This is a genomic window from Frigoribacterium sp. PvP032 (assembly GCF_017833035.1).
Classification (GTDB): domain Bacteria; phylum Actinomycetota; class Actinomycetes; order Actinomycetales; family Microbacteriaceae; genus Frigoribacterium.
Genome location: NZ_JAFIBM010000001.1, coordinates 2,844,540 through 2,871,180, shown reverse-complemented (window position 1 = coordinate 2,871,180; position 26,641 = coordinate 2,844,540). Strand labels below are relative to the sequence as shown.

22 protein-coding genes are annotated in these 26,641 nt (G+C 71.7%); 10 read left to right on the top strand and 12 right to left on the bottom strand.

Going from position 1 to position 26,641, the window contains the following annotated elements; all coding sequences use genetic code 11:
- Positions 1–110: 110 nt before the first annotated feature.
- The 3 genes from JOE35_RS13160 to JOE35_RS13150 form a co-directional block, all read right to left on the bottom strand.
- Positions 111–1,466: a sugar ABC transporter substrate-binding protein gene (locus tag JOE35_RS13160; protein WP_209561440.1), complete on the bottom strand. Its 1,356-nt coding sequence runs from the start codon at positions 1,464–1,466 to the stop codon at positions 111–113.
- Between the two features lie 101 nt (positions 1,467–1,567).
- Positions 1,568–2,515: a carbohydrate ABC transporter permease gene (locus JOE35_RS13155; protein ID WP_209561439.1), complete on the bottom strand. Its 948-nt coding sequence runs from the start codon at positions 2,513–2,515 to the stop codon at positions 1,568–1,570.
- Positions 2,515–3,456 carry a carbohydrate ABC transporter permease gene (locus tag JOE35_RS13150; protein WP_209561438.1) on the bottom strand — a complete coding sequence of 314 codons (942 nt, stop codon included), beginning with the start codon at positions 3,454–3,456 and terminating at the stop codon, positions 2,515–2,517. The genes JOE35_RS13155 and JOE35_RS13150 overlap by 1 nt, the downstream gene beginning before the upstream one ends.
- Before the next feature lie 87 nt (positions 3,457–3,543).
- Between JOE35_RS13150 and JOE35_RS13145 the strand changes: the two genes are divergently transcribed.
- Positions 3,544–4,596: a LacI family DNA-binding transcriptional regulator gene (locus JOE35_RS13145; protein ID WP_209561437.1), complete on the top strand. Its 1,053-nt coding sequence runs from the start codon at positions 3,544–3,546 to the stop codon at positions 4,594–4,596.
- A gap of 12 nt (positions 4,597–4,608) precedes the next feature.
- On the opposite strand, the gene JOE35_RS13140 is transcribed toward JOE35_RS13145, so the two are convergent.
- The 3 genes from JOE35_RS13140 to JOE35_RS13130 are packed head-to-tail and all read right to left on the bottom strand — an operon-like array spanning position 4,609 to position 7,774.
- Positions 4,609–5,856, bottom strand: a complete 1,248-nt coding sequence (locus tag JOE35_RS13140) for an aminotransferase class V-fold PLP-dependent enzyme (RefSeq protein ID WP_209562074.1) — start codon at positions 5,854–5,856, stop codon at positions 4,609–4,611.
- A 50-nt stretch (positions 5,857–5,906) separates the two neighbouring features.
- Positions 5,907–6,977 (bottom strand): hypothetical protein, encoded by a 1,071-nt coding sequence (locus JOE35_RS13135; protein WP_209561436.1) that lies wholly within the window; start codon positions 6,975–6,977, stop codon positions 5,907–5,909.
- 23 nt (positions 6,978–7,000) lie between these two features.
- On the bottom strand, positions 7,001–7,774 hold the full coding sequence (locus tag JOE35_RS13130; RefSeq protein WP_307803084.1) for a class I SAM-dependent methyltransferase: 774 nt from the start codon (positions 7,772–7,774) through the stop codon (positions 7,001–7,003).
- A 72-nt stretch (positions 7,775–7,846) separates the two neighbouring features.
- Between JOE35_RS13130 and msuE the strand changes: the two genes are divergently transcribed.
- Entirely contained in the window at positions 7,847–8,506 is a 660-nt protein-coding gene (gene msuE / locus JOE35_RS13125; protein ID WP_209561435.1) for an FMN reductase, read from the top strand.
- 51 nt (positions 8,507–8,557) lie between these two features.
- The gene (locus JOE35_RS13120) at positions 8,558–8,980 is read left to right on the top strand and encodes a hypothetical protein (protein ID WP_209561434.1); all 423 of its coding nucleotides are present in this window, start codon (positions 8,558–8,560) and stop codon (positions 8,978–8,980) included.
- Between the two features lie 58 nt (positions 8,981–9,038).
- On the opposite strand, the gene JOE35_RS13115 is transcribed toward JOE35_RS13120, so the two are convergent.
- From JOE35_RS13115 to JOE35_RS13100, 4 genes are all read right to left on the bottom strand, one after another.
- Positions 9,039–10,574 (bottom strand): alpha-N-arabinofuranosidase, encoded by a 1,536-nt coding sequence (locus JOE35_RS13115; RefSeq protein WP_209561433.1) that lies wholly within the window; start codon positions 10,572–10,574, stop codon positions 9,039–9,041.
- Positions 10,575–10,694: 120 nt separating this feature from the next.
- On the bottom strand, positions 10,695–11,642 hold the full coding sequence (locus JOE35_RS13110) for a carbohydrate ABC transporter permease (RefSeq protein WP_245186114.1): 948 nt from the start codon (positions 11,640–11,642) through the stop codon (positions 10,695–10,697).
- On the bottom strand, positions 11,639–12,622 hold the full coding sequence (locus tag JOE35_RS13105; RefSeq protein WP_374099708.1) for a carbohydrate ABC transporter permease: 984 nt from the start codon (positions 12,620–12,622) through the stop codon (positions 11,639–11,641). Before JOE35_RS13105 ends, JOE35_RS13110 begins: the two co-directional genes overlap by 4 nt.
- A gap of 84 nt (positions 12,623–12,706) precedes the next feature.
- On the bottom strand, positions 12,707–14,098 hold the full coding sequence (locus JOE35_RS13100; protein ID WP_209561432.1) for an extracellular solute-binding protein: 1,392 nt from the start codon (positions 14,096–14,098) through the stop codon (positions 12,707–12,709).
- A gap of 155 nt (positions 14,099–14,253) precedes the next feature.
- On the opposite strand from JOE35_RS13100, the gene JOE35_RS13095 reads away from it, so the two are divergent.
- Positions 14,254–15,204 (top strand): PhzF family phenazine biosynthesis protein, encoded by a 951-nt coding sequence (locus JOE35_RS13095; RefSeq protein WP_307803083.1) that lies wholly within the window; start codon positions 14,254–14,256, stop codon positions 15,202–15,204.
- Between the two features lie 85 nt (positions 15,205–15,289).
- Here the strand turns inward: JOE35_RS13095 and JOE35_RS13090 are convergent, their stop codons facing one another.
- Both JOE35_RS13090 and hrpA read right to left on the bottom strand, forming a co-directional pair.
- Positions 15,290–16,306, bottom strand: a complete 1,017-nt coding sequence (locus tag JOE35_RS13090) for a LacI family DNA-binding transcriptional regulator (RefSeq protein ID WP_209561431.1) — start codon at positions 16,304–16,306, stop codon at positions 15,290–15,292.
- 149 nt (positions 16,307–16,455) lie between these two features.
- Complete coding sequence (gene hrpA, locus JOE35_RS13085) at positions 16,456–20,457, bottom strand: ATP-dependent RNA helicase HrpA (RefSeq protein WP_245186113.1); 4,002 nt, start codon at positions 20,455–20,457, stop codon at positions 16,456–16,458.
- A gap of 140 nt (positions 20,458–20,597) precedes the next feature.
- Between hrpA and JOE35_RS15700 the strand changes: the two genes are divergently transcribed.
- From JOE35_RS15700 to JOE35_RS13060, 6 genes are all read left to right on the top strand, one after another.
- Positions 20,598–21,143 carry a hypothetical protein gene (locus tag JOE35_RS15700; RefSeq protein ID WP_245186112.1) on the top strand — a complete coding sequence of 182 codons (546 nt, stop codon included), beginning with the start codon at positions 20,598–20,600 and terminating at the stop codon, positions 21,141–21,143.
- Positions 21,144–21,300: 157 nt separating this feature from the next.
- Positions 21,301–21,927 (top strand): helix-turn-helix transcriptional regulator, encoded by a 627-nt coding sequence (locus JOE35_RS13080; protein WP_209561430.1) that lies wholly within the window; start codon positions 21,301–21,303, stop codon positions 21,925–21,927.
- Positions 21,928–22,379: 452 nt separating this feature from the next.
- Entirely contained in the window at positions 22,380–23,486 is a 1,107-nt protein-coding gene (locus JOE35_RS13075; protein WP_209561429.1) for a phosphotransferase enzyme family protein, read from the top strand.
- The gene (locus tag JOE35_RS13070) at positions 23,483–24,775 is read left to right on the top strand and encodes a sugar ABC transporter substrate-binding protein (RefSeq protein ID WP_209561428.1); all 1,293 of its coding nucleotides are present in this window, start codon (positions 23,483–23,485) and stop codon (positions 24,773–24,775) included. Before JOE35_RS13075 ends, JOE35_RS13070 begins: the two co-directional genes overlap by 4 nt.
- A complete protein-coding gene (locus tag JOE35_RS13065; protein WP_209561427.1) occupies positions 24,775–25,686 on the top strand; it encodes a carbohydrate ABC transporter permease in 912 nt (303 codons plus the stop codon). The genes JOE35_RS13070 and JOE35_RS13065 overlap by 1 nt, the downstream gene beginning before the upstream one ends.
- A 13-nt stretch (positions 25,687–25,699) precedes the next feature.
- The gene (locus JOE35_RS13060; protein ID WP_307803082.1) at positions 25,700–26,626 is read left to right on the top strand and encodes a carbohydrate ABC transporter permease; all 927 of its coding nucleotides are present in this window, start codon (positions 25,700–25,702) and stop codon (positions 26,624–26,626) included.
- The last annotated feature ends 15 nt before the right edge of the window (positions 26,627–26,641 follow it).

Below are 26,641 nucleotides of genomic sequence, written 5' to 3'. Positions count from 1 at the left end.
AGGCGCGACGTCGGTCGCGCCTCCCCGCTGCGGTGGTCAGGCGGTGCTGCGGTGCTGCTGGTGATGCGTGTGGTGCTGGTCGTGCGTGCGTGTGGTGCGGGGTGCCGGGACTACTTGGTCTCGACCGTGAAGCCCTGCTGCTCACCGTACGAGGCGGTGGCCTTCGCCCACTCCTCGAGCACCGGGTCGAGCGAGGTGCCGTTGGTGTAGGCCGACGACGCGCTGTCGCTGAAGATGCTGTTCGCGTAGACCTGGAAGGGCAGGTACTGCCAGTCGGGCAGCACGTCCTGCGCGGCCTGGCCGAGCACCTCGTTGATCTTCTGGCCGCCGAAGTACTCGGGGGCCTCGGCGAGGAACGCGGGGTCGGTGAGGTCGGCCGTGGTGGACGGGAAGCCGCCGGCGTCGAACGAGATCTGGCGCCCCTCCTCCTCGGCGGTGGCGAACTTGGCGAACTCGGCGGCGACGAGCTTGTTCTGCGACTGCTCCATCACGGCGATCGACGATCCGCCGTTCTCGGCGGTCGCGGTGTCGCCCTCCTCGTACTGGGGCATCGGGGCGACGCGCCACTGGCCGGAGCCGTCGGCGGCCTGCGCCTCGAGGTTGCCGGGCATCCAGGCGCCGGTCAGCATCGTGGCGATCGAGCCGTCGCCGAGGGCACGGAACCACTCGTCGGTCCAGCCGGGGGTCTGCGCGAGCGAGCCGTTCTCGACGAGGGTGTTCCAGGTCGAGGTCCACTTCTTGGCGCCCTCGTCCTGCAGGTCGATCGACACGGTGTCGCCGTCGACCGAGTAGGGGTGCCCGCCGGCCTGCCAGATCATGCTGGTCGTGAAGCCGGCGTCGCCGGTGTCGCCCGCGATGTACTGGTTCGGGTCGGCGGAGTGCATCGTCTCTGCCGCGGCGAGGTACTCGTCCCAGGTCTTCGGCACGGCGATGCCGTACTTGTCGAAGACGTCCTGGCGGTAGAACATCGCCATGGGGCCGGAGTCCTGGGGCAGGGCGTAGACGGCGTCGCCGTCGGTGACGGAGTTCCAGGTCGACGCGGTGAAGTCGTCCTCGAGGTCGCCGTAGCCGTAGCCGCTGAGGTCGGCGAGCGAGTCGCCGAGCGAGAACTGGGGGACGGCGAAGTACTCGACCTGGGCGACGTCGGGGGCGCCCTTGCCGGCCTTGATCGCGTTCTGCAGCTTTGTGTACTGGTCGGCACCGGTGCCGACGTTCTGCACGTCGACGGTGATGTCGGGGTGCGCCTTCTCGAAGGCCTCGGCGATGGGCTCGACGGCGGGGGCCCAGGCCCACACCGTGATCGAGGACTTCTCCTCGAGGGCCGCGGCGAGCTCGTCGCTGGTCGCGGTGTCGGCGCTGGCGCCGCCTCCGGAGCCGGACGAGCAGGCGGCGAGCGAGCCGGCGAGGGCGATGCCGAGACCGAGGGCGACGACGCGCTTCGCGGTGCGGGGGAGGTTACGGGACATGGGTGGTGCCTTTCACTTCATCGTGGAGGTGGAACATGGGGGAGGGGCTGTGGTGCTGCGGGAGGGGACGAGGAGGGGCGGGTCGGCAGCGCCGACGCGGGTCAGGCCTTGACGCCGCCGGCCGAGAGGCCGGACTGCCAGTAGCGCTGGAGGAAGAGGAACGCCACGACGATCGGGATGATCGCGAGGAACGAGCCCGTGATGACGAGGTTGTAGATCGGGTCGCCGCCGACGGTCGTCGACTGCGCGTTCCACTGGTTCAGGCCGACCGTCAGGGGGTACCAGCGCGAGTCGCTCAGCATGATCAGCGGCAGGAAGTAGTTGTTCCAGGTCGCGACGATCGAGAAGAGCAGCACGGTGATGAGACCGGGGCTGAGGAGGCGGAGGCTGATGGTGAAGAACGTGCGGAGCTCGCTCGAGCCGTCCATGCGCGCGGCCTCGAGGATCTCGGTCGGCACCGAGTCGACGGCGTAGGTCCAGATCAGGTAGAGCCCGAAGGGGCTGATCAGCGACGGCAGGATGATCGCCCACGGGGTGTTGGTCAGGCCCAGCTGGCTGAACATGAGGAAGGTCGGGACGGCGAGGGCGGTGCCCGGGATGGCGACCGCGCCCAGCACGACCGCGAAGACGGCCTTCTTGCCCGGGAAGTCGAACTTGGCCAGGCCGTAGCCGGCCAGCGTGGCCAGCAGGGTCGCGCCTCCTGCGCCCACCACCACGTAGAGCAGGGTGTTGCCGAGCCAGCGGACGAACTCGCCGTCGCCGTAGGTGAAGACGCCCCTGATGTTGTCGACGAGGGCGAAGTCGCCGCTGAACCAGAGCCCGAACGAGCTGAACAGCGCCTCCTGCGTCTTGGTCGAGTTCACCAGCAGCCAGAAGAGCGGCAGCACCGAGTAGACGAGCAGCAGGGCCATCACGACGGTGAGCAGCACGCTGCGCTTGTCGCGCGGGGCGCCGGCGCGGCGCTTGCGGGCGGTCGCGACACGGTTCGGGGTGACGGTGGGGGTGCCCGCGTCGGGCGCGGCGACCGGGGATCCGGTGAGGGTCGACATCAGTTGTCCTTCCGGGTGCCGACGAGCTGGACCACGTAGGCGACGACCATCGTCAGGACGCCCATGATGATTGCGATGGCGGCGGAGTAGTTGAACTGCTGGCCCGCGAACGACAGGTTGTAGGCGTACATGTTCGGGGTGAAGAAGGTGCTGATCGCGTTCGGCGCCAGCGTCTGCAGGATGTTCGGCTCGTTGAAGAGCTGGAAGCTGCCGATGATCGAGAAGATGATCCCGATGACGATCGCGCCGCGGATGGCGGGCAGCTTGATGTTGCGGACGATGCGGAACGGGCCGGCGCCGTCGAGCTCGGCGGCCTCGTAGAGGTCGGGCGAGATGACTCGGAGGGCGGCGTAGAACAGCAGCATGTTGTAGCCGACGAACTCCCACGTGACGATGTTGCCGATCGACGCGAGCACCCAGCTCTGCGAGAGCAGGTCGGGGAGGTCCCAGCCGGTGGCGTCCTCGAGGTTGCCGACGAGGCCGAAGCGGTTGCCGTAGATGAAGCCCCACATCAGGGCGGCGACGACCGCGGGCACGGCGTAGGGCAGGAAGATCGAGATGCGGAAGAACGCCGTGAAGTGCAGCCGGGCCGAGTCGAGCGCGAGGGCGGCGGCCAGGGCGACGACCAGCATGATCGGCACCTGGACGACGAGGAACAGCGCGACGCGGCCGAGCGCGTCCCAGAAGTTCGGGTCGGTGAGGGCCCGCAGGTAGTTGTCGGCGCCGACGAACGAGTTGCCGCCGATCATCTGCTCCTGGAACAGGCTCAGGTAGATCGCGTAGACCACCGGGGCCACGAGCACGAGCGCGAAGACGACGAGGAACGGGAGCACGAAGCCCCAGCCGGTCCATCGTCGCTTGTCGCGACGGATCTGCGAGCTGCTGCGGGGCGCCGGTGCGGTCGCCTCCGAGCGGGTCGCGGGTGTCGACAACGTCGTCATGTCCATCCACTTCATCGGGGTGAGGAGCCGTGAACACGCTGCCCGGGAGGGTGTGTGTTTACGTAAACATCTGGGATGCTCGCAACCATGACACCTCCGCCGTCCGAAATCAAGTCGGCACCTCGACGCGCTGCTCGCACCCGCACGGTGTCGATGGCCGACGTCGCCGCACGCGCCGGGGTCTCGTCGCAGACCGTCTCCCGCGTCTCGAACGGCGCGCAGAACGTCGAGGACGGCACGCGGCAGAAGGTGCTCGACGCGATGGCCGCGCTCGACTACCGGCCGAACAGCGCGGCGCGGGCGCTCAAGACGGGTCGGTTCCGCAGCGTCGGCGTGATCATGTTCACGCTGTCGACCCTCGGGAACATGCGCACCCTCGACGCGATCGTGACCGCCGCCTCCGGCGCCGGGTACACGATCACGCTGATGCCCGTCGCCCAGCCCACCGAGGGCGAGGTGGCCGGGGCCTTCAGCCGCCTGCAGGAAGAGGCGGTCGACGGCGTGGTGATCATCATCGAGGCGCACATGCTCGACCGCGCCGACGTGATCATCCCGAGCGGGCTGCCCGTCGTCATCATCGACTCGGACGCCGGCGAGCCCTTCGTCGTGGTCGACACCGACCAGGAGCAGGGCACCCGCCTCGCGACCCAGCACCTGATCGACCTCGGGCACACGCGCATCGTGCACGTGGCCGGTCCGGACACGTCGTACTCGGCGACCCGGCGGTCGGCGTCGTGGCACGCGACGATGCGCGACGCGGGCCTCGAGCCGGAGGCGCCGCTCAAGGGGGACTGGACGACCGCCTCCGGCCACCGGCTCGGCCACGCGATCGCCAGCCGCGACGACGTGACCGCGGTCGTCGCCGCGAACGACCAGATGGCGCTCGGCGTCATGCACGCGCTGCACGAGCGCGGCCGGTCGATCCCGGGCGAGATCAGCGTGGTCGGCTTCGACGACACCGACGAGTCGGGCTCGTTCTGGCCGCCGCTCACCACCGTCCACCAGGACTTCGGCGAGATCGGCGCCCGCTCGATGCGCGTGCTGCTCGAGTTGCTCGAGGGGCGGCAGCCGTCGGGCGACCGCATCGTGCCGACGCGGCTCGTGGTGCGCGAGAGCGCCGGGCCGGCGCCTGCAGGCTGAGCCCGGCGCGGGTCAGCCCTGCTGCAGCGCCTCGCGGATCGCAGCCACCCCGACGCGCACCTCGTCGAAGGTGGTGCTGAGCGGCGAGAGGCCGATGCGCAGGGCGTCGGGGCCGCGGAAGTCCGGCACCACCCCCTCCTGCCAGAGCGTCGCGACGACCTCGCGGAACCGCGGGTGCCGCACCGTCACGTGGCTGCCCCGGCTCTCGTGCTCGCGCGGCGTCGCCGTCGTGACGCCGAGCGGCGCGAGCCACGCGTCCACGAGGTCGAACGCGTAGTCGGTGAGCGCGAGCGACTTCTCGCGGATCGCCGGGAGGCCCGCCTCCTCGATCGCGTCGAGCATGTCCTGCATCGCGAGCATGCCGACGACGGGCGGGGTGCCGCTGATGAACTTGCGGATGCCCGCGTCGGGCACGTAGCCCTCGGCCATCGCGAACACGTCGGCCGCGCCCATCCAGCCCTGCACCGGCTGCTCGAGCTCGGGCAGCAGGTCGGCACGGGCGTAGAGGAACGCCGGCGCCCCCGGCCCGCCGTTCAGGTACTTGTAGGTGCAGCCGACCGCGATGTCGACGCCCCAGGCGTCGAGCTCGGTCGGCACGACGCCGACGGAGTGGCAGAGGTCGGCGACGAGCAGCGCGCCCGCCTGGTGCACGATCTCGGTGATCGCGGGCAGGTCGGCGAGGAACCCCGACCGGTACGAGACGTGGTTGACCAGCACGACCGCGGTGTCGGGCCCGACGACCTCTCGGACCTGCTCGGGCGTCACCCCGCGCGTCTCGTCGACGGACAGCCAGCGCACGGTCGCGCCGCGCTCCCGGGCGATGCCCTCGACGACGAAGCGGTCGGTCGGGAACTGGTCGTCGTCGATGACGATCTCGTGGCGGTCGGGACGGGCCGCCAAGGAGGCGCGGATCGCCTTGTAGAGCAGCACCGTCGTCGAGTCGGCCACGACCGTCTGCCCGGGGGCGGCGCCGAGCGCAGCCGCGCCGATCCGGTCGCCGAGCTCGGTGGGGAGCTGCATCCAGCGCTCGTCCCACGAGCGGATGAGGCGCGTGCCCCAGTCGCCGCGCACGAACGCGTCGAGCCGGGCGGGCGTCGCGGCCATCGGCCGGCCGAGCGAGTTGCCGTCGAGGTACGCGACCACGTCGCCGGCGGGCAGGAAGAGCGCCGTGTGGTGCGCGAGCGGGTCGGCCGCGTCGCGGTGGGCGCTGGCGAGCGGGTCGTCGAGCTCGGCCGGGTCGACCGGCGGCGCGGCCGGCACGAAGGAGGCGGTGGTGGCGGTGGCCGAGGCGGGCGAGTCGGAGGCGGTGGTCACGAGAGCAGCTCCTGCAGGGTCGAGGCGGTGAGGACGGAGGCGCGGGCCAGCCACGCAGGATCGTCGCGCTCGTCGTCGGGCGGCGGCTGCGGCACCCACGACGCGCGCGGTGTCCAGTGTGCGCCGTCCTGCCCCGCGTCGAGCGAGTCGTCGCTGCCGAGGGCGGCGAGCAGCGCTTCTTGGCCGAGGCCGACGCGCTGCAGCGCCCGAAGCTCGCGCTCGTTCACCCCGACCGGCAGGTCGCCGTTGCCGAGGTCGGTGCCGTAGAGCACGTGGCCGCCCCGGTCGCGGAACCCTCGGAGGTTGGCGATCGCCACCTCCTGCGCCGCGCCTCCTCGAGGCTCGCCCTCGGTGCGGTGGATGTCGAGCGTGCTGATCCACGTGCCGTCGGCCGCTCGGTCGAGCAGGTCGTCGGGCAGCCGCTCGCTGAACGGGGTGTGCGCGAACCGGAGCAGGCCGGCGTCGAGCGCGCGGCGCACCTGTCCGGCGCCCTGCACGTGGGCGACGGTCAGCAGCCCGACCCGGTCGGCCGCGGCCGCGATCGCGCGCAGGACGTCGTCGTCGAAGACGGGCCCCACGTCGCTGTTCAGCGTCAGCTTGACGACGGAGGCGCCGAGGTCGCGCATCCGCACGACGGCCCGCTCGGCGTCGGCGGCGTCGGCCACGACGACGGACGCGTCGTCGGGTGCCCAGCCCGCCCGCGACGGGTAGCCGCCGGGAGGGCAGAGGAGGCCGCCCGCGACCTGCACCTCAGGCCAGCGAGGGTCGACCCTGCCGCGCTCGGGCCAGAGCGCGGCGACGTCGGGGCTCCAGCCGAGGTCGAGGACGCGGCCGACGCCGCCGCGCACGAGCTGTTCCGCGTCGACGAGGCCGAGGTGCACGTGAGAGTCGGTGAAGGGCGAGAACAGGGTGCCGGGGAGGTGCGGCAGCTCCGCGTGCTCGCCGTGGCCGGTGTCGACCGCCCCGACGAGGTGGATCGCGGTCGGCGAGACGCGCACGACGCTCGGGCCGTGCCACCTGCCCGACCAGACCCGGTCGACGGTGACGAGTCGCGCCTCCTGCTGCATGCTCCCACCGTACGGCCGGCGGCTCAGCCGGGCAGCAGCGCGCGGCTCGCGCGGGTCACGTACGGCAGACGGATCAGCTCGGCGCGGCGGGTGTCGGGGTGCGTGTCGAGCAGCTGGCCGACGTCGCGGAGCACCTGGGCGCGGTCGTCCTCCGAGAGGGTGATGACGTAGCTGCGAGAGGCGATCATGGCGAGCAGCTCGTCCCGGCCGAGCTCGTGCACCCACGGGAAGTCCCGGCGCTCGATCGGCGCGAACGGCTCGCCGACGGTGGGCGCGTCGGACGACATGTCGCGCTCGGCGGGCGAGTGCATCACCTGCGACAGCTCCGCCAGCCAGGGGACCGTCTCGTCGCGGATGTTCCACAGCAGGGCCAGCGTGCCGCCGGGGCGCAGCACGCGGGCGACCTCGGGGACGGCGGCCCGCGGGTCGACCCAGTGCCAGGCCTGAGCCACGAAGACGGCGTCGACCGACGAGTCGTCGAGCGGCATCGACTCCGCCGACCCGGCCAGCGACCGGGCCTCGGGCACGGCCTGCTCGAGCGTCGCGCGCATGCCGTCGCTCGGCTCGACCGCGGTCACCTGCTCGACCCGCGGCAGCAGCACGCGGGTCAGCTTGCCGGTGCCCGCGCCGAGGTCGACGACGTGCCGGGCGCCGAGGGGCAGCAGCCACTCGACCGCCTCGGCCGGGTAGGAGGGGCGGCCCCGTTCGTAGACGTCGGCCGCCTGGCCGAACGAGGAGGCGAAGGGGGTCAGGGGGTTGGCCGGATCGAAGCCGTGCGCGTGCGTGGTCGGGTTCACGCGACCACTGTCGCATGACTCACGGCGTCACACGGCTTCGTTACGGGCCGCCTCCGGAGCACCATGGCCTGCATGACGCAGACACCTCCGCAGCCGCTCCGTGTCGTCGCCGTGTCGGGCACGCTGAGCTCTCCCTCCAAGACCGACGCGCTCGTCGACGCCGTGCTCGACGAGCTCGCCCTCGTGCTGCCGATCGAGCGGCACGTGATCCGGGTCAGCGAGCTCGGGCCGCTCTTCGCCGGCGCCCTGACCCGCGACCAGCTCGACGAGCGGGTGGAGCGCGAGCTCCGTGCGGTCGAGGGCGCCGACCTGTTGATCGCGGCCTCGCCGGTCTACCGCGCCTCCTTCACGGGGCTCTTCAAGCACTTCTTCGACTTCGTCGAGCAGTACGCGCTGGTCGACGTGCCGGTGCTGCTCGCCGCGACGGGCGGGAGCGAGCGGCACGCGCTGATCCTCGAGCACTCGCTGCGGCCCCTGTTCGGCTTCTTCCAGGCGCTGACGCTGCCCCTCGGCGTCTACGCGCACGCCAGCGACTTCACCGACCGGCGGGTGACGGCTCCGCTGCTGCAGGAGCGCATCCGCGCCGCCATCGCCAGGGGCCTTCCGCTGATCCGGTCGAGCGTCGACGAGAAGCGCCGGATCGAGCGCGCGGTCAGCGGCGTCGGCGACGAGCTCGACGCCCTGCCGACGCCGGCTGCCGAGGACGCGGTGCCGGTCCGGCTCTACAGCTGACGGCCCGCTCTGGGGGAGGTCGCCCCCGGCGTCGTGTGATTAAGGTGGAGAGTGCCTGACGAGACCCCGACTCCCGAGACCACGCCCCGCGACGTCGCCGTCGCCCGCGCCGAGATCCGCGACGACGAGGCCAAGCGCGTCATCGGCATGCTCGCCGCCGGCGAGCTGCCCGGCCGAGCCGCCCAGTGGGTGGCCGACGGCGTCGACGACGACGCGGCACGAGAGCTCGCCGCCGCGACCGGACGCCCCGAGGAGGAGCGGGTCGGCCTCCTGGAGAGCCTCGCCGCCGCCCAGGGCCTCGGCTTCCCCAGCACACGCGAGGCCCGCGCGCACCACGGCCAGGCCGTCATCGCGTCGATGACGGCCGCCTCGGCCTCGGGCGACTCGCTGTCGTTCTCGAACTCGTTCAGCGACACCATCGAGGAGTCGGTGCGGGACTCGATCTCGCGGCTGTTCCCGCGGCGCAAGAAGTAGCTGCCGTACGCACGAGGGCCCGGGCGCGACGTGCGCCCGGGCCCTCGTGCGGCACGGGTCAGGCCTTCGCGACCTCGAGCTCGACGACTGCCCACGACAGGGCAGGCAGGCTCAGGCGGACGCTGCCGCCGTCGACCGTGACGCCGTCGAGCGGCACGAGGCCGACCGCGTCCTGCGCCTCGACGGTGTTGGCGGTGAAGCGGTCGCCGCCCTCCGGCACCGCCAGCACCTCGGAGCGGACGACCCGGGCGTCCGCGAAGCCGCGGAGGACGAGCTCGACGTCCGCCGCCTCCTCGAGTCCGCGGTTCGCCAGGAAGAACACGACGCGCCCGGTCTCCTCGTCCCACGTCGAGCTGACGTCGACGAGGTCGGCGTCGCCGTACTTCGTGGTGTCGATCTTGTCGCTGGTGACCTGGGTGCGCAGGATCTCGCCCTGGGCCAGCGCCGCCATGCGGGCGAACGGCCAGAAGATCGTCTGGCGCCAGGCGGGCCCGCCCTGCTCGCTGCGGATCGGGGCGATCACGTTGACGAGCTGTGCCTGGTTGGCGATCTTGACCCGGTCGCCGTGGCGCAGCAGCGAGTTGAGGAACGTGCCGACGACGACCGCGTCGGTGACGTTGTAGGTGTCCTCGATCAGGCGCGGGTGCTCGACCCAGCCCTTCGAGACGTTGTGCGGCTGGTCGTCGGTGTCGAGGCCCGTCTGGTACCAGACGTTCCACTCGTCGAACGAGATGTGCACCTGCTTGTCGTGCTTGCCCGCGGCCTTGACGCCGTCGATGGTCGAGACGACCTCCTCGATGAAGGCGTCCATGTCGACCGCCGTGGCGAGGAAGCTCGTCGCGTCGCCGTCGTGCTCCTGGTAGTAGGCGTGCATCGAGACGTAGTCGACCTCGTCGTAGGCGTGGGTGAGCACCTCGTGCTCCCAGGTGCCGAAGGTCGGCATGCCGCGGCCCGAGCTGCCGACCGCGACGAGCTCGATGGTCGGGTCGACGAACTTCATCGCCTTGGCGGCCTCCTGGGCGAGGCGGCCGTACTCGGTCGCGGTCTTGTGGCCGATCTGCCAGGGGCCGTCGAGCTCGTTGCCGAGGCACCAGAGCTTGATGTCGAACGGGTCGGCCGCGCCGTTGGCGATGCGGCGGTCGCTGAGGGCCGTGCCGCCGGGGTGGTTCGCGTACTCGACGAGCTCGCGCGCCGCGTCGACGCCGCGGGTGCCGAGGTTGACGGCCTCCATCACCTCGACCTCGGCCAGCTTCGACCACTCGACGAACTCGTGCAGGCCGAAGGCGTTCGACTCGACGGTGTGCCAGGCGCCGTCGAGGCGGCGGGGGCGCTGGTCGACCGGGCCGACGCCGTCCTCCCAGTTGTAGCCGGAGACGAAGTTGCCGCCGGGGTAGCGGACGACGGTCGCGCCGAGCTCCTTCGTGAGGGCGAGGACGTCGCGACGGAAGCCCTTCTCGTCGGCGGTCTCGTGGCCGGGCTCGTAGATGCCGGTGTACACGCACCGGCCCATGTGCTCGACGAACGAGCCGAACAGGCGGCGCGGCACGGAGCCGATCGTGAACTCGCGGTCGACGGTGATGCGGGCGGTGGTCATGGTTCTCCTAGTCAGAGGGGGAGCGGCGTGCTGGCGGGTGGTCGGTCGGGGTGGTTCGGTCGAGGAGGCGCGGCGTGCGGATCGAGGAGGCGCCGGCCGGGGGCGAGGAGGCGCTGGTCGCTACTGCCCCCCGAAGCCGGTGGTCGAGATGCCCTTGATGATCTGTCGCTGGAAGAACAGGAACACCAGGATCAGGGGGAGCGCCGCCAGGATCGCCGCGGCCATGTTCTGCGCGTACTGGATGCCGTAGGCGCTCTTGATGGTCTGCAGGCCGACGGGCAGCGTGAGCAGCGACGCGTCGTTCGTGACGATGAAGGGCCAGAGGAAGTTGTTCCACGCGCCGATGAACACGAAGATCGAGACCGCTCCGAGGATGGGCCGCGAGAGCGGCAGCAGGATCGTGAAGAACACCCGGATGCGTCCTGCGCCGTCGACGCGGGCCGCGTCCTCGAGCTCGATCGGCACCTGGTCGAAGAACTTCTTGAGCACGAACACCATGGCGGGCGCGATGGCCTGCGGCAGGATGATGCCCCAGTACGTGTCGACCATGTCGAAGGCGAGCATCTGGTAGAACAGCGGCACGATCAGCACCTGCGGCGGGATGATGATCGACGCGATGGTCGCCACGTAGAGCCACTTCTTGCCGCGGAAGTCGAGCCGCGAGAACGCGTACGCCACCAGGGCCGACGTCGCCACGACGATCAGCGTGATGGCGATCGACGTGAGCAGGCTGTTGAAGAGCCAGGTGGGGATGTTCCCCTGCTCGAGGATCGCCCGGTAGGCCTGCAGCGTGAAGCCGCCCGCGGGCAGCCAGGTCTGCGGCGTCGCCGCCGCGTCGGCCTCGCTCTTGAACGAGGTCGCCAGCGACCAGAGGAACGGCAGCAGCCAGAGCACGGCCATCACGACGAGGACCACGATGCTGACGACGCCCATCAGGCCGAAGCGCTGCTTGCCGGGTGCGTGGCCGTGGCTGCCGCCTCCTCGGCTCGGGCGTCGTCCGCGGTCGGCGGTGGGTGCTCGGAGGTCGCCGCCGGGCGCTGCGGCGGGGGCGACGGCAGGTGCGGTCATCGCTGGGCTCCCTTGCGGTTGCGGGCCGTGATCGAGAACTGGGCGATCGAGATGACCACGATCACGGCGAAGAAGATGTACGAGATGGCGCTCGAGTAGCCGAACCGGTAGCCGGTGAAGCCCGACTCGAAGATGTACTGGACTGTGGAGCGCGTCGTGCCCGCCGGCCCGCCGTTGGTCATCTGGTAGATCTGGTCGAAGACCTTGAGCGACGCGAGCACCTGCAGGATGACGATGAGGCCGGTGGTGGGGCCGAGCTGCGGGATCGTGATCGACCAGAGCGAGCGCCACCGGCCGGCGCCGTCGAGCGAGGCCGCCTCGTACTGCTGGTCGGGGATGTTCTGCAGCGCCGCGAGGTACAGCAGGAAGTTGAAGCCGACAGTCCACCAGACCGTCGTGGCGACGACGGCGATCATGGCGGTGTCCGGGTCCTGCAGCCAGGCGGGCTGCGGCAGCCCCAGGGTGGCGAGCACGTTGTTTATCGGGCCGAGCGTCGGGCTGTAGAGCTGGACCCAGAACAGCGACACCACGGTCGACGCCAGCAGGTACGGCAGGAAGAAGCTGAGCCGCCAGAGCCACTGGCCCGGCAGGCCGGTGTTGACCAGCAGCGCGAGCACGAGCGCGACCGCGACGAGCGGGATCGTGCTGAGGATCGTGAACCAGAACGTGTTCAGCATCGAGCGCCACATGGCTCCGTCGGCGAAGGCCTCGGCGTAGTTGGCGAAGCCGATCAGCTCGCCGCCCTGGCCCGTGAGGCTCTGCCCCGTGAAGCTGAGGTAGAGGCCGTGCAGGAGGGGCCACACGAGGAACAGGGCGAACAGGATCGTGAACGGGGCCGCGAAGCCCCAGCCGATCCGGTTCTCCTTGTGGGCACCGGGGCGCATTCGGGTGCCCGTGCGGGTGCCGCTGCGGCTGCCGGCTGCAGCAGCCGGGCTCCGGTCGGCGGGGACCGCCGGGGTCTTGACCGTGGTGGTCGTCACAGATCGACTCCTTCGTCGTCGTGCAGGACAGGTCGTTCAGGGGAGGAGGTGCGGGTGCGGGTCGTGCCGGTCATGTGGTGCTGATCACACCGGGGCGGGGCGGCCGAGCTGCGTGTTGACCCGGTCGACGAACCGCTTCATGCCGGTCGCCGCGTCGTCCTTGGCGAGGACGACCGACTGGATGCTGTCGAGGAAGTACGTCTGGAAGTCCGACCCCGAGCCGGTGAACCAGGCGGGCGGGTCGTAGTTGAGGTACTCGGCTGCCTCCGCGTAGTGCGCCTGCGGGAGCAGGTCGGCGTACTCGCTGCTGTCGACCACCGGGCCGTAGGCGGGGATGTGCCCGGCCTCGGCCCACGAGATCGAGTCCTTCAAGATGGTCGAGACCATCTTGTAGACGTCCTCGCGCTTGGCGTCGTCGACCGTGCTCTGGCGCGGCAGGACGAACGCGTGCGAGTCGGCGTAGACGGCGGGCGTGCCGAAGAGCGTCGGGATCATGCTCGCGTCGTACGGGATGCCCGACGCCGCGGCGCTCGGCACCTCCCAGACGCCGGTGAAGAGCATGCCGCTCTCGCCCGAGACGAACTCGGCGATGCCCGACTGGATGTCGCTCGCCTCCGCCATGACGGTGCCGTCGGTCATCTGCTGGATGAACTCGAGGGCGGTGACGGCCGCCTCCTCGTCGTACTCGACGGTCCCGCCCTCGCGCAGCACCATCTCGGCGCCCTGCTGCTTGTAGAACGTGTAGAACATGCGCCAGAGCTGGGCGCCGTCGTTGAGGTAGCCCCACGAGGCGCCGTGCTTGCCGGTGACGGCCTGCATCGCGCTCGCGACCTCGAGGAACTGCTCCGGGCTCGTGATCTCGACCAGCTGGCCGTCGGGGCCGAGGGCACCGGCCTGGGCGGCGATGTCGGTGTTGTACAGCAGGATGAACGGGTGCGAGTCGAGCGCGACCGAGAACAGCTGGTCGCCGCTGAAGCCGGCGTTCCAGACCGCGGGCGCGAAGTCCTCCTCTCGGAGGCCGTACGAGGCGAGCTTCTCGATGTCCCAGGGGTCGAGCAGGCCGCCGGGCGCGTAGCCGGGCACGCGTGAGGCGTGCATGATCGCGACGTCGGGGGCGCGGCCGCCGGCCGACGCCATGGCGAGCTTCGTGTAGTACGGCGTGCCCCAGGCGAGCACGGTCTGCGTCGCGTGGAACTCGGGATTCTGCTCGTTGGCCTGGTCGACGAGGGCGGACATCTTCACGCCGTCGCCTCCGCTCAGCAGGTGCCAGAACTTGAGCTGCTCGACCGTCGCGCCGGAGGCGGTGGTCGCGCCGGTCGCACAGCCTGAGAGCGCGGTGGCCGCGAACGCGGTGCCGAGGAGGGCCGCGCCGCCGACGAGGACTCCGCGGCGGCTGAGGCCCGAGCCGGTGCCGGGTGGGCCGGCCTGGGTGCTGCTGGTGCTGCGCCTGCGGGCGGGGTGGTCGGGCAGGGTCATGTTCACTCCTTCGTGACGTGTGACTGCTCGCACTATTCCATCGTTGTAATTGAAGCGCAAGAGGTAGCAGGCAGGTCGTCGCGCATCGGCCCGGAGCGACCGGCGGCTGCCGGGTGGACCTTGCCAACGGTGGCGTCCACCGGGACAGTGGTGCGGTGACCGTTCCCCGCGTGCCGACGACCGCCTCCTCGACCGACGTGCTGCGGCTGACCGCGTTCGCGGACGGGCCGGGCGGTGGCAACCCCGCGGGGGCGGTGCTCGACGCGTCGACGCTCGAGGAGGGACAGATGCAGGCGATCGCCGCCGAGGTCGGCTACGCGGAGACCGCCTTCGTCGTCGACGGAGCCGTCGGGGGTGACGACCGCGTCGTGCGGACGCGCTACTTCTCGCCGATCGCCGAGGTGCCGTTCTGCGGGCACGCGACGATCGCGACCGCCGTGGCACTCGCCGAGGCGCGGGGCCGCGGGGCGTTCCGCTTCGAGACGGCCGTCGGTCCGGTCGTGATCGAGACCACGCAGGAGGCGGGGGCCGGGGGAGAGGGCGTGCTGCGCGCCTCCTTCACCAGCGTCGAGCCGCGCACGCGGCCGCTCGACGTCGCGGTCGCCGACGAGCTGCTCGGCCTGCTCGGGCTGGTGCGTGACGACGTCGATCCGGGGTGGCCGGTGACGGAGGCGTTCGCCGGCAACTGGCACCCGGTCGTGGCCCTGCGGTCGCTCGCGGTGTTCGACGCGTTCGGGTTCGACCCGGGCGCGGTGCGCGAGCTGATGGACCGGCAGGGCTGGTCGGGCACCGTCACGGTCGTCTGCACCGAGGGCGTCGATCTCGGCCTCGCCGCCGACGGCTCGACCCGACGGGCCGGCACCGGGTCGTCCGCGATCGAGGCGCGCAACCTGTTCCCCGTCGGCGCCGTCACCGAGGACCCTGCCACGGGATCTGCCGCCGCCGCCCTCGGAGCGTACCTGCGCGCTGTCGGCCTGCTCGCGCCTCCTGCACGGTTCACTGTGCGCCAGGGCAGGCACGTCGGACGTCCGAGCCTGCTCACGGTCGACGTGCCCGAGGTCGGCGGCATCACGGTCAGCGGCACGGCCAGCCCCGTCGAGGCCTGACGAGCTGCACCCCCGGATCAGCGCTACGCCCCTGGATCGAGGGGCGTGGCGCTGGTCCAGGGGCGTAGCTCGGGCGGTCCGGACATCAGCTCGCGCGCACCGCCGCCGTGCTCTCTCGGCGCACGATCTCGTGCGGGATGATCGCGAGCTCCGGGGGGCGGTCGCGGTCGGCGATGCGCGCCGCCAGCAGCTCGAGCGTGCGCTCGGCGAAGAGCCGCTTGTCGAGCCGCACCGTCGTGAGCGGCGGCAGCGTGAACCGTCCGTCGGCGATGTCGTCGAACCCGGCGACGGACACGTCGTCGGGGGCCCGCAGCCCCGCCGCCCACAGGGCGTGCACGGCGCCGATCGCGAGCGAGTCGGTGAAGCAGAAGAGCGCGTCCGGCGGGCCGTCGGCGGCGAGCCGCTCGCGCACGGCGGCGGCGCCCGCCTCAGGCGACCACGACCGGCACGACCACCGCAGCGCAGGGTCGACGGGCAGCCCTGCCGCCTCGTGCGCCTGCTGCCAGCCGAGGGTGCGCGCGCGGGCCGTCGCGCTGTCGAAGCCGTCGCCCGAGCTGCCGAGCACGGCGATGCGCCGGTGCCCGAGCGCGATCAGGTGGGTGGTCATGTCGCGGGCGGCGGCGACGCTGTCGACCCTGACCTGGTCGACGAGGCTCTGCTCGACCTCGCCGATCACGACGACCGGCGGCAGCGACTCCGCGCCGACGATGGCGCTCTCGTCGAGGCTCACCGGGTTGAGCACGAGCCCGTCGACGAGGTGCTCCTTGCCCCGCAGCAGCAGCTCGCGCTCGCGTTCGGGCCGCATGCCCGTCTGCTCCAGCTGCACCGACCAGCCGCGCTCGTGCGCGACCTCGACGAACCAGTGCGACATCTCGGCGCTGTACGGCGTCGTCAGGTCGGGGAACGCGAGCGCGATGGCGCCGGTGCGACCGTTGCGGAGCCCGCGCGCACTCAGGTTGGGCACGTAGGACAGCGCGGCCACCGCCTCCTCGACGCGGGCCCGCGTCTCGGCGCTGACCTTGACCGCCCCCGTGACGACGTTCGAGACCGTCTTCGGCGAGACGCCCGCCCGGGCGGCCACGTCCTTGACCGTCGCTCGCATCCGCCCAGGCTAGTGCCGCGTCGCACGTCGGACGCCACCGGCCGCGGCGGTCGCTGCCGCGCACCCCGAAGTGGACGATGCACCCCGTCGTTCCGGGGTTCATCGTCCACTACGGGGTGCCGCACGCAGCGCGAGGGCCGGGCAGGCGGCTACGCCGAGGCGAGCACCTTGACGATGCGCTGCAGCGACACGCTCTCGCTCGGCCGCAGGTCCTGGGCGAAGAGGCTGATGCGGAACTCCTCGAGCATCCACCGGGCGCGCACGAGCGCAGGAGGCGCCCCCTCGGCCGGCGGGAACGTCCCGCCCGCCGCCTCGTAGCGCTCCGTCGCCTGCTGCACCTCGGTCAGCCACGCCCGGTCGCGAGACGGCGCCTCGAGCAGCTTCGCCGTGCGGCGGGTGATGCCGACGAGGTACACGGGCACGCGCTGCAGCTGCTGCAGACCGGTCGCCGAGACGAAGCCCGGGTACACCAGCCGGTCGCGCTGCTGCCGCATGTCGGTCAGGGCCGTCAGCAGCGACATGTTCGTCGCCGCCTTCATGGCCTTGTCCGCGTCGCGGGCGGCGGTCAGGGTGCGGGCCACGAGCGACACCGTCTGGAACATCTGGTCCATCACGGCGCCCGACACCCGGTCGCGCACCGTGAGGAACTCCTTCTTCGTGTACAGCTGCCCGTCGGGCTTGACCCGGTGCAGCACGTCGTCGACGACCGCGACGAGGCAGTCCGCGAAGAGCGCCGAGGTGTTCTGGTACGGGCTCGTCGCGAGGATCAGCTTCTCGGGCGCCGTGAGGTGCTGCTGCACGTAGGCCACGGGGCTCGGCACGGCGAGCATGAGCAGGCGGCGCACCCCCCTGGGCGTCTCGCGGGCCTGGTCGGCGGGCGTCGCCATCAGGCGGATCGCGACGGAGGCTCCCTCGTCGACCAGCGCCGGGTACGCCCGGATCACGGTGTCGCCGTGCCGCGTGTCGACGACGGTCGGCAGCTCGTCGAAGTCCCACGAGGTGAGGCCGCCGCGCTCGATGGCGTTCGCGGGGGCGGCGGTCGCGGCGTCGGGGCGACCGCCCTCGGGGCCGCCGCGTCCTCGCCGGCCGCGACCCGCGCCTCCTGCGCCCTGCCCTGCGCCCTGGCCCTGGGTGACCCGTGCGACGGACTCGCGCATGTCGTCGCTGAGCCGGTGCTGCAGCTCGTCGAGCGACTTGCCCGCACCCACCGTGCGACCGCGCTCGTCGACGACCGCCCACGTCACGCGCAGGTGCGCGGGCACCCGTTCGAGATCGAAGTCGGCGGCGTCGACGGGCGTGTACGTCAGCTTCTTGATGACGGAGGCGAGGGTCGCGGTGAACGACTCCGCGACGTCGTGCGGGGGCTCGGCCGGCAGCTCGGCGGTGATCTTCGACGCCCAGTCGGCGGCGGGGACGACGTTCTTGCGGATCTGCTTCGGAAGCGACTTGATCAGCGAGGTGACCAGCTCGTCGCGGAGTCCAGGCACCTGCCAGTCGAACCCGGCCGGCCGGAGGCGCGCCAAGAGCGGCAGGGGCACGACCACCGTCACGCCGTCGTCGTCGGCACCCGGCTCGAACTTGTAGCGCAGGGTGAGCGTCTGGTCGCCCTGCCGCCACGTGCTCGGGAACCCGGCCTCGTCGACGTCGGGCTCGTCCTCGCCGAGCAGGTCGGCCGCGGTCATGGTGAGGAGGTCGGGGGTCTCCTGCTTCGCCCTGCGCCACCAGCCCTCGAAGTCGCGGGTGCTCGTGACCTCGGCCGGCACACGACGCTGGAAGAACTCGAACGCGGCGTCGCCGTCGACGAGGATGTCGCGACGGCGGGTGCGCTCCTCCACCTCGGTGAGCTCGCGGATCAGCTGCTGGTTGGCCTTCTCGAACGACTGGCGGCTCTCCCAGTCGCCCTCGACGAGCGCGTGCCGGATGAAGAGCTCACGGGCGTAGCCGGGGTCGATCCGGGAGAACTGGATGCGCCTCCTGGGCACGATCGGGACGCCGTAGAGCGTCACGCGCTCGTAGGCGACGACCGAGCCCTGCTTCTTCTCCCAGTGCGGCTCGCCGTAGCTGCGCTTCACGAGGTCGGGGGCGAGCGGCTCGGCCCAGGCAGGGTCGATGGCGCCGTTGACGCGGGCGAACAGGCGGCTCGTCTCGACGAGCTCGGCGCTCATGATCGCGGCGGGCTGCTTCTTCGCGAGCGAGCTGCCGGGGAACACGAGGAACCGCGTCTGCCGGGCGCCGACGTAGTCCTTCTTCTGCGGGTCGAGCAGTCCGATCTGGCTGAGCAGGCCGGCGAGCAGGCTGCGGTGCACGCCGTCGGGGTTCGTGCTGCGCTCGCCGACGTGCAGGCCGAGGGGCTTCGCCGCGCGCAGCAGCTGCCGGTAGACGTCCTGCCACTCGCGCACGCGCAGGTAGTTGAGGAACTCGTCGCGGCAGAGGCGCTTGAAGGCGTTGCCGGTGAGCTCGTCCTTCTTGTCCTCCAGGTGGTTCCAGAGGTTGAGCAGGGTCATGAAGTCGCCCTGCGGGTCCTTGAAGCGGGCGTGCGCCTCGTCGGCCTGGGCACGACGCTCGAGCGGACGTTCGCGGGGATCCTGGATGCTCAGCGCCGCGACGATCGCGAGCACCTCGCGGGTGGTGCCGTGCACCTTCGACTCGACGGCCATGCGGGCGAGGCGCGGGTCGATCGGCAGGCGTGTCAGCTGCTTGCCGACGCGGGTGATCTGGCCGCCCTGCGTCACGGCGCCGAGCTCGCGCAGCAGGTCGAGGCCGTCCTTGATGCCGCGACTGTCGGGCGGCTGGAGGAACGGGAACGCCGCGATGTCGCCGAGGCCGAGCGAGATCATCTGGAGGATGACGGCGGCGAGGTTCGTGCGGAGGATCTCGGGCTCGGTGAACTCGTCGCGCTTCTCGAAGTCGGTCTCGCTGTAGAGCCGGATCGCGATGCCGTCGCTCGTGCGGCCCGACCGGCCCGAGCGCTGGTTCGCGCTCGCCTGCGAGATCGCCTCGATCGGGAGGCGCTGCACCTTGGCGCGCGTCGAGTAACGGCTGATGCGCGCGGTGCCGGCGTCGATCACGTACTTGATGCCCGGCACGGTGAGGCTGGTCTCGGCGACGTTCGTCGCGAGGACGATGCGACGTCTGGTGCCCGCGGTCGAGCTCGGCTGGAAGACGCGGTGCTGGTCGGCGGCGCTGAGGCGGCCGTAGAGCGGCAGCACCTCCGTCTGCGGCAGGTTCCGCGCCCGGATCGCGTCCTCCGCGTCGCGGATCTCGTTCTCGCCGCTGAGGAACACGAGCACGTCGCCCGAGCTCTCCCCGGCCAGCTCGTCGAGGGCCTCGTTGATGCCCTGCAGGTAGTCCTTGTCGTCGGCGCGCTGCCTCGGGTCGCCGGCCTGCGCCTCCTTCGCCCGTCGGGCCGCGGCGCCGGGGCGGCCGGGCTCGCCACGCCGGCGTCCGTCGTCACGGCGTGAGTCGTCGCGTCGCGCAGCCTGGCGAGCCGGGGCCGGGGCGTCGTCGAGATCGAGACCGTCCAGGTCGTCGACGTCGCGGTCGTCGTCGGCCGTGCTGTCGTCGGCGACGAGCGGCCGGTACCGGATCTCGACCGGGTAGGTGCGGCCTGAGACCTCGACGATGGGCGCACCGTCGAAGTGCTGCGAGAACGACTCGGGGTCGATCGTCGCGCTCGTGATGATCAGCTTGAGGTCGGGGCGCCGGGGCAGCAGCTGCTTCAGGTACCCGAGCAGGAAGTCGATGGTGAGGCTGCGCTCGTGGGCCTCGTCGATGATGATCGTGTCGTAGCGCTTCAGCTCGCGGTCGAAGTGGATCTCGTTCAGCAGGATGCCGTCGGTCATCAGCTTGATCTGCGTGTCGGCGCCGACCTTGTCCGTGAACCGGACCTGGTAGCCGACGAGCCCGCCGACCTCCTCGCCGAGCTCCTCAGCGATGCGCTCGCTGATGGTGCGCGCGGCGATGCGGCGCGGCTGCGTGTGCCCGATGCTCGTGCGGCCGAGCTCGAGGCAGATCTTCGGCAGCTGCGTCGTCTTGCCCGAGCCGGTCGACCCCGCGACGATGACGACCTGGTGGTCACGGATCGCGGCGGCGATGTCGTCGCGTCTCTGGCTGACCGGCAGCTCGGGGGGATAGGTGATGGTGGGCGACATGAGCCCTCCATCGTAAGCCGCCCGGGCTGGGGAGCGCTCCCCGCAGTGGTCCCTCCCCGTGGGCTCACGTCCACGGCTTCGTCCCCAGTCGCGGTCGACCCGAGGAGGCGCGGGCCGGCGAGGCAGGCAGCCTCGCTCCCATGACCCTCACGAACCGCCTCCTCGCCGCCTCCCCGTCCGCCGTCGCCCTCGGGGCGGCCTCCCCGCTCGCCGTCATGAGCGACCCGCTCTGCGTCTGCGTGCTCGACGTGCTCGAGCACGGCACCCGCGCGGCCTCGCAGCTCGTGGCGGAGGTGTCGCGACGGCTCGGGCCCTCGGCCGGCGGCCCCGCGTTCGTCGCGTCGCGTGTCGCGCTGCTGGTCGCGTCAGGGTTCGTCGAGGCGAGCGAGCCGCCGCCGGGTGCGGCGGCAGGGGCCGAGACGGTGCTCTCGGTCGCCGAGCGGCGGTCGTGCGAGCTGCTCGACGCGCTCGCGGAGGCGGTCTCCGAGGTGCGCGACGCCGGCGACGCGCAGCAGGAGCAGGACCTCGTCGACGCGCTCGAGGCCGCCTGGGCCGCGCGCGACGGCCGCCGGTCAGGCCTGCGGGGCGTCGACGAGTTCCGCGCGTCCGAGGCCGGGCGCCGCCACGCGCGACGGGTGGCCGAGGGCACGCTCGGGCAGCCGGGCTCGCCGTTCGCCGCAGAGTGAGGCAGGGCGTCCTCTCCGTCGGCGCGCTGCCACGGCGTCCTGTGGGCTCTGCGCAGTGGGGGTGTGAACGCGCTCTGGCTGTTCCGTCACGAGACGGAGCGAACGTGCCGCGGGCGGTCGTGCCGCGACTGCTGATCCGTCATGAGACGGAGCGAACATGGACGACCTGAACCGTCCTGCTCTCGACGCCGACGCGGCCCCTCGCCGCGACGACGGGCCGCCCGGCCACGAGCAGGACGGCCGCGACGCGTCGTCCACGGCGCGTCGTGGACGCCCGCGTCGCCGCTCGGCTGGAGCACGGGCGATGCACCCGTTCGAGGTCCTCGGCGACGTGACGAGGCGAGAACTGGTGGCGGTGCTCGCGATCGGTCGGCAGACGTCGGGCGACCTCGCGAGCATCCTGCACGAGCGACGCGCCGTGGGGTGGTCGAGCGTGTCCCAGCACCTCGGGGTTCTCCTCGAATCGGGCTTCGTCGTCGTCGAGCAGGACGGTCCCCGGCGTTGGTACCACCTGCGCGACGACTGGCTCGATCTCGTCGGCGCCGGCCTCGACGAGCTACGGAGTGCCTGGGACGAGGGCACGTCATGCCGAGAGCTGGGCGCCGGTCCTGCCGTCATGGCTCGACGGATCCGGTCGGGCGACGTCGTCCTGAGGGAGCCGGGCGATCCGGTGCCGCCACCACGGGACGCCAGGCGGGGACGCAACGGACTCGACCTCAGTGCCCGCGGCGTCGGCCGGAGCCACTGGAGCGACGACGCCGACGGCAGCAGCGACCTCGACTGACGCGGCCCTGTCCGTGCTCCGTCTCGTGACGGATCAGGCTGGGGTGCCCTGGCCGTGTTCCGTCTCGTGACGGATCAGGCAGGGGTGCCCTGGTCGTGTTCCGTCTCGTGACGGATCAGGCAGGGGTGCCCTGGTCGTGTTCCGTCTCGTGACGGATCAGGCAGGGGTGCCCTGGCCGTGTTCCGTCTCGTGACGGATCAGGCAGGGGTGCCCTGGTCGTGTTCCGTCTCGTGACGGATCAGGCTGCGAGCCGCTGAGGTCCGAGGGCACGCTTATCCGTCTCGTGACGGATCAGGCTCAGCAGCGAGTCCCCTCCCCTCCCACGACACTCCAGGGCCACGGGGCAGTCTCGAAGCAGCGAAGTCCCTTCCCGGTGCCGACCGAGTGGCCCAGGGCCGAGTGTCCTGCATCGGGCGCGGGCCGATGTCGGCGGTCCGGACGATGATGAGCCGGTGTCAGCCGTTCACCCGACGCTCCCGTCACAGCCGTCGCCCCTGCCGTCGTCCCTGCCGCCTGCCTCGGCGCCGCCCTCCCTCGACGCGTGGGGGCTCGACGTCGTCGACGAGCTGCTGATCGTGGGCGGGCTCGACCCCGACGCGGCCGTCTGGCAGGTCCGCGACCGCTCGGGCGGCGAATGGGCCGTGAAGGCGACCCGGCGCGACTGCCGGTTCGGCCTCGCGCTCGCCGCCGCCCTCGGTCCCGACTCCGGCGTCGTCGCCCCCTTGCCCACACGGGCAGGCGACCACTGGGCCGAGCGCGACGGCCTGCTCGTCTCGGTCTCGCCCTGGATACTCGGCGACGACGCCGCAGAAGAGGGCCGCGGTCTCGACCTCGACCAGTGGACCGAGCTGGGGGCCGTCGTGCGCCGGGTGCACGACCAGCCGCCTCCCTCGGCCGTCGCCCCGCTGCGCGCCGGCGTCAAGCGGACGGGCCGACGGGCCCGCGTGCGCCTCCGCGACCTCGACGCCCGCTTCGTCGGCGCGAGCCAGGCGCCAGGGGTCGACCCCGAGCTGGCCGAGCTGTGGCACGCCCACCGCGACCGGCTGCGTCGCCTGGAGACCACCGCCCTGCACCTGAAGGAGGCGCGGAGCACGACCACCCGCGTGTCCTGCCACGGCGACCCCCACCTCGGCAACGTCGTGGTCGACCCTGCCGGCCGCCCCTGGCTCATCGACCTCGACGAGGCCACGGTCGCGCCGCGTGAGGTCGACCTCGTGCTCGTCGAGCTCGGCGTGCTCCCCGGCCTGCCGGTCGAGCCGGAGCACCGTGCCGCCTTCCGGGCGGGGTACGGCGACGACGTGCGGCTCGACGACGACCGCATCACGCGCTTCGGCTGCGTCCGCGCACTCGAGGACGTCACGGCGGTCTTCTCGGCCCTGGAGGGAGCACACTCTCCGCAGCACGACGGCGACCCCGTCGGGGTACGAGCCGGTCTCGACGACCTGCTCGGGCCCCGCGGACTCGTGTCGCTGGTCGAGGAACGGCTGGCCCGCCCCACGCCGGCACCGATCACCACAGCACGGATCAGCACCGCACCGACGCCAGGAGAACGCACATGACGACCCGACGCACCACCCGACGCACGACCGCCGCCGCCGCGGCCACCCTCGCCCTCGCCGCCGGCCTCTCGGGCTGCAGCGGCTTCACGGGCGGCGGCGACGACGACGCCGACGGCGCACTGACCTTCACGACCTGGGCCAGCGAGTCCGAGCAGGACAGCTTCGAGAAGCTCGTCGCCCAGTTCGAGAGCGAGCACGACGGCGCCACCGTCGACCTCAACGTCGTGCCCTACGACCAGATGTTCTCCAACATCGACGCGCAGCTCTCGACGGGCGACGCCCCCGACGTCTTCCGGGTCGACTACGGCAACCTCGGCGTCTACTCGAGCCAGGGCCAGCTGCTCGACCTCACGGGCCAGATCGACGACGAGGACCAGTTCCAGCCGGCGATGCTCGAGGCCGTCTCGTACGACGGAGCGCCCTACGGGGTCCCGCACCAGACCGACGTCTCGGCGCTGCTCGTGAACACCGAGCTGCTCGCCGCGGCCGGCGTCACCGACCTGCCGACGAGCCAGGCGGACGCCTGGACGTGGGACGAGTTCGGCGAGGTCGCGACGAAGCTCCGTGCGACCCTCCCCGCCGACCAGTACCCGTTCGGGGTGAACTGGCAGCAGGGCGGCACGCCCCGCTGGCTCAGCTGGCTGTTCCAGGCCGGCGGCGCCCTGCTCGCCGACGACGGGACGACGAGCGAGATCGACTCTCCCGAGGCGGCAGAGGCGCTCGGCTTCACCCAGTCGTTCTTCGAGCAGGGGTGGGTGGCGCCGAGCAGCAGCGTGAAGTCGACGTCGTACGCCGACACGGAGTTCAGCGAGCAGACGACGGCCATGGCGTTCGTCGGGTCGTTCCTCGTGCCCGAGCTCGCGGACACCGACTTCGACTGGACGGCCGTGCCGATGCCGGTCGACGAGCGCGGGGCCACGGACCTCGGCGGCAACGCCCTCGTCGCGACGGCCGACACCGACCAGGGCGAGCTCGCGACCGAGTTCCTGAACTTCATGGCCTCCGCCGACGCGATGACCGAGTTCTGCGCCGCGACCAACGAGCTGCCGACCCGGACCGACATCGACGCCTCGTCCATCGACTTCGCCGTGCGTCCCGACGTGATGCCGGTCTTCGTCGACCAGGCCACGACGATCGAGCCGAGCGACGTCAAGCAGCTGACCTCGCCGTACCTGGCCGAGATCACCGTCGCGATGCAGGACCAGCTCGAGGCGGCGTTCACGCAGGGGCAGTCGGTCGACGACACCCTGAGCGCCATCGACGAGGCCGTCGGCCAGGCCACCGACTGATGACCGCGCTGTCGGGTGCGCGCCGTCCCGGACGACGCGCCGCCCGCCTCCGGGAGAACCTGGTCGGCTGGGCCTTCATCGGGCCGAACCTGGTGCTGTTGTCGGTGTTCCTCCTCGTGCCCATCCTCTGGGCCGTGCAGCTGTCGTTCCAGGAGACCCGCGGCTTCGGCGACCCCGAGTGGGTGGGCGGCGCCAACTACGCCCGCATGGTCGCCGACCCCGTCTTCTGGCAGACGCTCGGCAACACGGTGCTCTTCACCGTGGTCACCGTGCCGGTCGAGATGGCGCTGGGACTGGGGCTCGCAGTCCTGCTCGACGGCGTCCTGCCCGCGCGACGTACCTGGCGCACCATGCTCGTGCTCCCGATGGTCATCTCGGGCGTCGCCAGCGCGATGATCGCCGTCATCCTGTTCACCGAGGCGAACGGCCTCGTCAACAAGGTGCTGCGCGCCCTCGGGCTCGGGGCGGTGCCGTGGCAGTCTGACGGCGCGTTCGCGATGGTCTCGGTCATCGTCACGATGATCTGGCTGCGCGTCGGCCTCAACATGATCATCTACCTGGCGGGCCTCCAGTCCGTCTCGCCCGAGCTCCACGAGGCCGCCGAGCTCGACGGCGCCGGTGCCTGGCAGCGCTTCCGCTCCATCACCGTGCCGCTCGTCGGGCCGTCGACGTTCTTCCTTCTGGTGCTCAACGTGATCGCGTCGTTCCAGGTCTTCGACCTCGTCTTCGTGCTCACGGGCGGCGGCCCCGGCTACTCCACGTCGGTGCTCGGCACCTACGCCTACCGCAACGGCTTCCAGATCCGCGAGCAGGGCTACGGCGCCGCGCTCGGCGTCGTGATCCTCGTCGTCACGCTGGCGTTCACCGTCGTGCAGTGGCGCACCAACCGCACCCGCGACCTCACCGAATGACGAGGACCCGATCGTGACCACGCCCCAGTCCCTCGCCGACGCCCCCGCGGCCGGCGCACCCCGCAGCACCGTCCGCGGCGCCGACCGGGTGGCCGGCGTCCGTGCCCCGCGCAGGCGACCACGTCGCCGCGGCGGCTTCGTCGCCCTCCGCACCGTCGTCGCCGTCGTGGCGTCCGTCGTCGTCGCGTTCCCGCTGGTGTGGATGCTCGTCGTGGCCTTCTCGCCGCGGGGCGAGGTCTTCGGACGCGGCCTGCGCCTCCTGCCCAGTGCCCTGACCCTCGAGAACTTCGAGGGCGTGCTCGAGCGGTACCCCGTGGGCGCGTGGTTCGGCAACTCGATCGTCATCGGGGTCTTCGTCACCGTGCTGACGGTCGTCGTGAGCCTGCTCGCCGGGTACGCCTTCGCGCAGCTCCGCTTCGTCGGCCGCACGGCGGTGTTCCTCGTGTTCCTCGCGACCCTGATGATCCCGGTGCAGGCGATCATGGTGGCCCAGTTCCGGCTGGTGAACGGGCTCGAGATCTACGGCACCTACTGGGCGGTGATCCTCCCGTCGGCAGCCACGGCGTTCGGGGTGTTCCTCGCGCGCCAGTTCATGCTCGGCATCCCGCAGGAGCTGATGGAGGCCGCCCGCCTCGACGGTGCCGGCCCCATCAGGGTGTTCACCCTCATCGTCCTGCCGCTGAGCGGTCCGCTGGTCGCCGTGCTCGTGCTGCTCACCCTCCTGGGCAGCTGGAACGACTTCGCCTGGCCGCTGATCGCCCTCAAGGACCCTGACCTCTACACGCTGCCCGTCGGGCTCCTCTACCTGAAGGGCCAGACCAACCCCGACTACAACGGCATCATGGCGCTCGCCGTCATCTCGGTGCTGCCGATGGTCGCGTTGTTCCTGGCGTTCCAGCGGTTCTTCGTGCAGGGCTTCGTCCGCAGCGGGGTGCGGTAGCGGCGGCCGGCCCGC

Coding starts and splice junctions, on each gene's coding strand:
- JOE35_RS13160 (WP_209561440.1), bottom strand. CDS start 1,466: ATGTCCCGTAACCTCCCCCGCACCGCGAAGCGCGTCGTCGCCCTCGGT.
- JOE35_RS13090 (WP_209561431.1), bottom strand. CDS start 16,306: ATGCGAGCGACGGTCAAGGACGTGGCCGCCCGGGCGGGCGTCTCGCCG.
- hrpA (WP_245186113.1), bottom strand. CDS start 20,457: ATGTCGCCCACCATCACCTATCCCCCCGAGCTGCCGGTCAGCCAGAGA.
- JOE35_RS13100 (WP_209561432.1), bottom strand. CDS start 14,098: ATGACCCTGCCCGACCACCCCGCCCGCAGGCGCAGCACCAGCAGCACC.
- JOE35_RS13065 (WP_209561427.1), top strand. CDS start 24,775: ATGACCGCGCTGTCGGGTGCGCGCCGTCCCGGACGACGCGCCGCCCGC.
- JOE35_RS13155 (WP_209561439.1), bottom strand. CDS start 2,515: ATGTCGACCCTCACCGGATCCCCGGTCGCCGCGCCCGACGCGGGCACC.
- JOE35_RS13145 (WP_209561437.1), top strand. CDS start 3,544: ATGACACCTCCGCCGTCCGAAATCAAGTCGGCACCTCGACGCGCTGCT.
- JOE35_RS13150 (WP_209561438.1), bottom strand. CDS start 3,456: ATGACGACGTTGTCGACACCCGCGACCCGCTCGGAGGCGACCGCACCG.
- JOE35_RS13080 (WP_209561430.1), top strand. CDS start 21,301: ATGGACGACCTGAACCGTCCTGCTCTCGACGCCGACGCGGCCCCTCGC.
- JOE35_RS13135 (WP_209561436.1), bottom strand. CDS start 6,977: ATGCAGCAGGAGGCGCGACTCGTCACCGTCGACCGGGTCTGGTCGGGC.
- msuE (WP_209561435.1), top strand. CDS start 7,847: ATGACGCAGACACCTCCGCAGCCGCTCCGTGTCGTCGCCGTGTCGGGC.
- JOE35_RS13110 (WP_245186114.1), bottom strand. CDS start 11,642: ATGACCGCACCTGCCGTCGCCCCCGCCGCAGCGCCCGGCGGCGACCTC.
- JOE35_RS15700 (WP_245186112.1), top strand. CDS start 20,598: ATGACCCTCACGAACCGCCTCCTCGCCGCCTCCCCGTCCGCCGTCGCC.
- JOE35_RS13070 (WP_209561428.1), top strand. CDS start 23,483: ATGACGACCCGACGCACCACCCGACGCACGACCGCCGCCGCCGCGGCC.
- JOE35_RS13115 (WP_209561433.1), bottom strand. CDS start 10,574: ATGACCACCGCCCGCATCACCGTCGACCGCGAGTTCACGATCGGCTCC.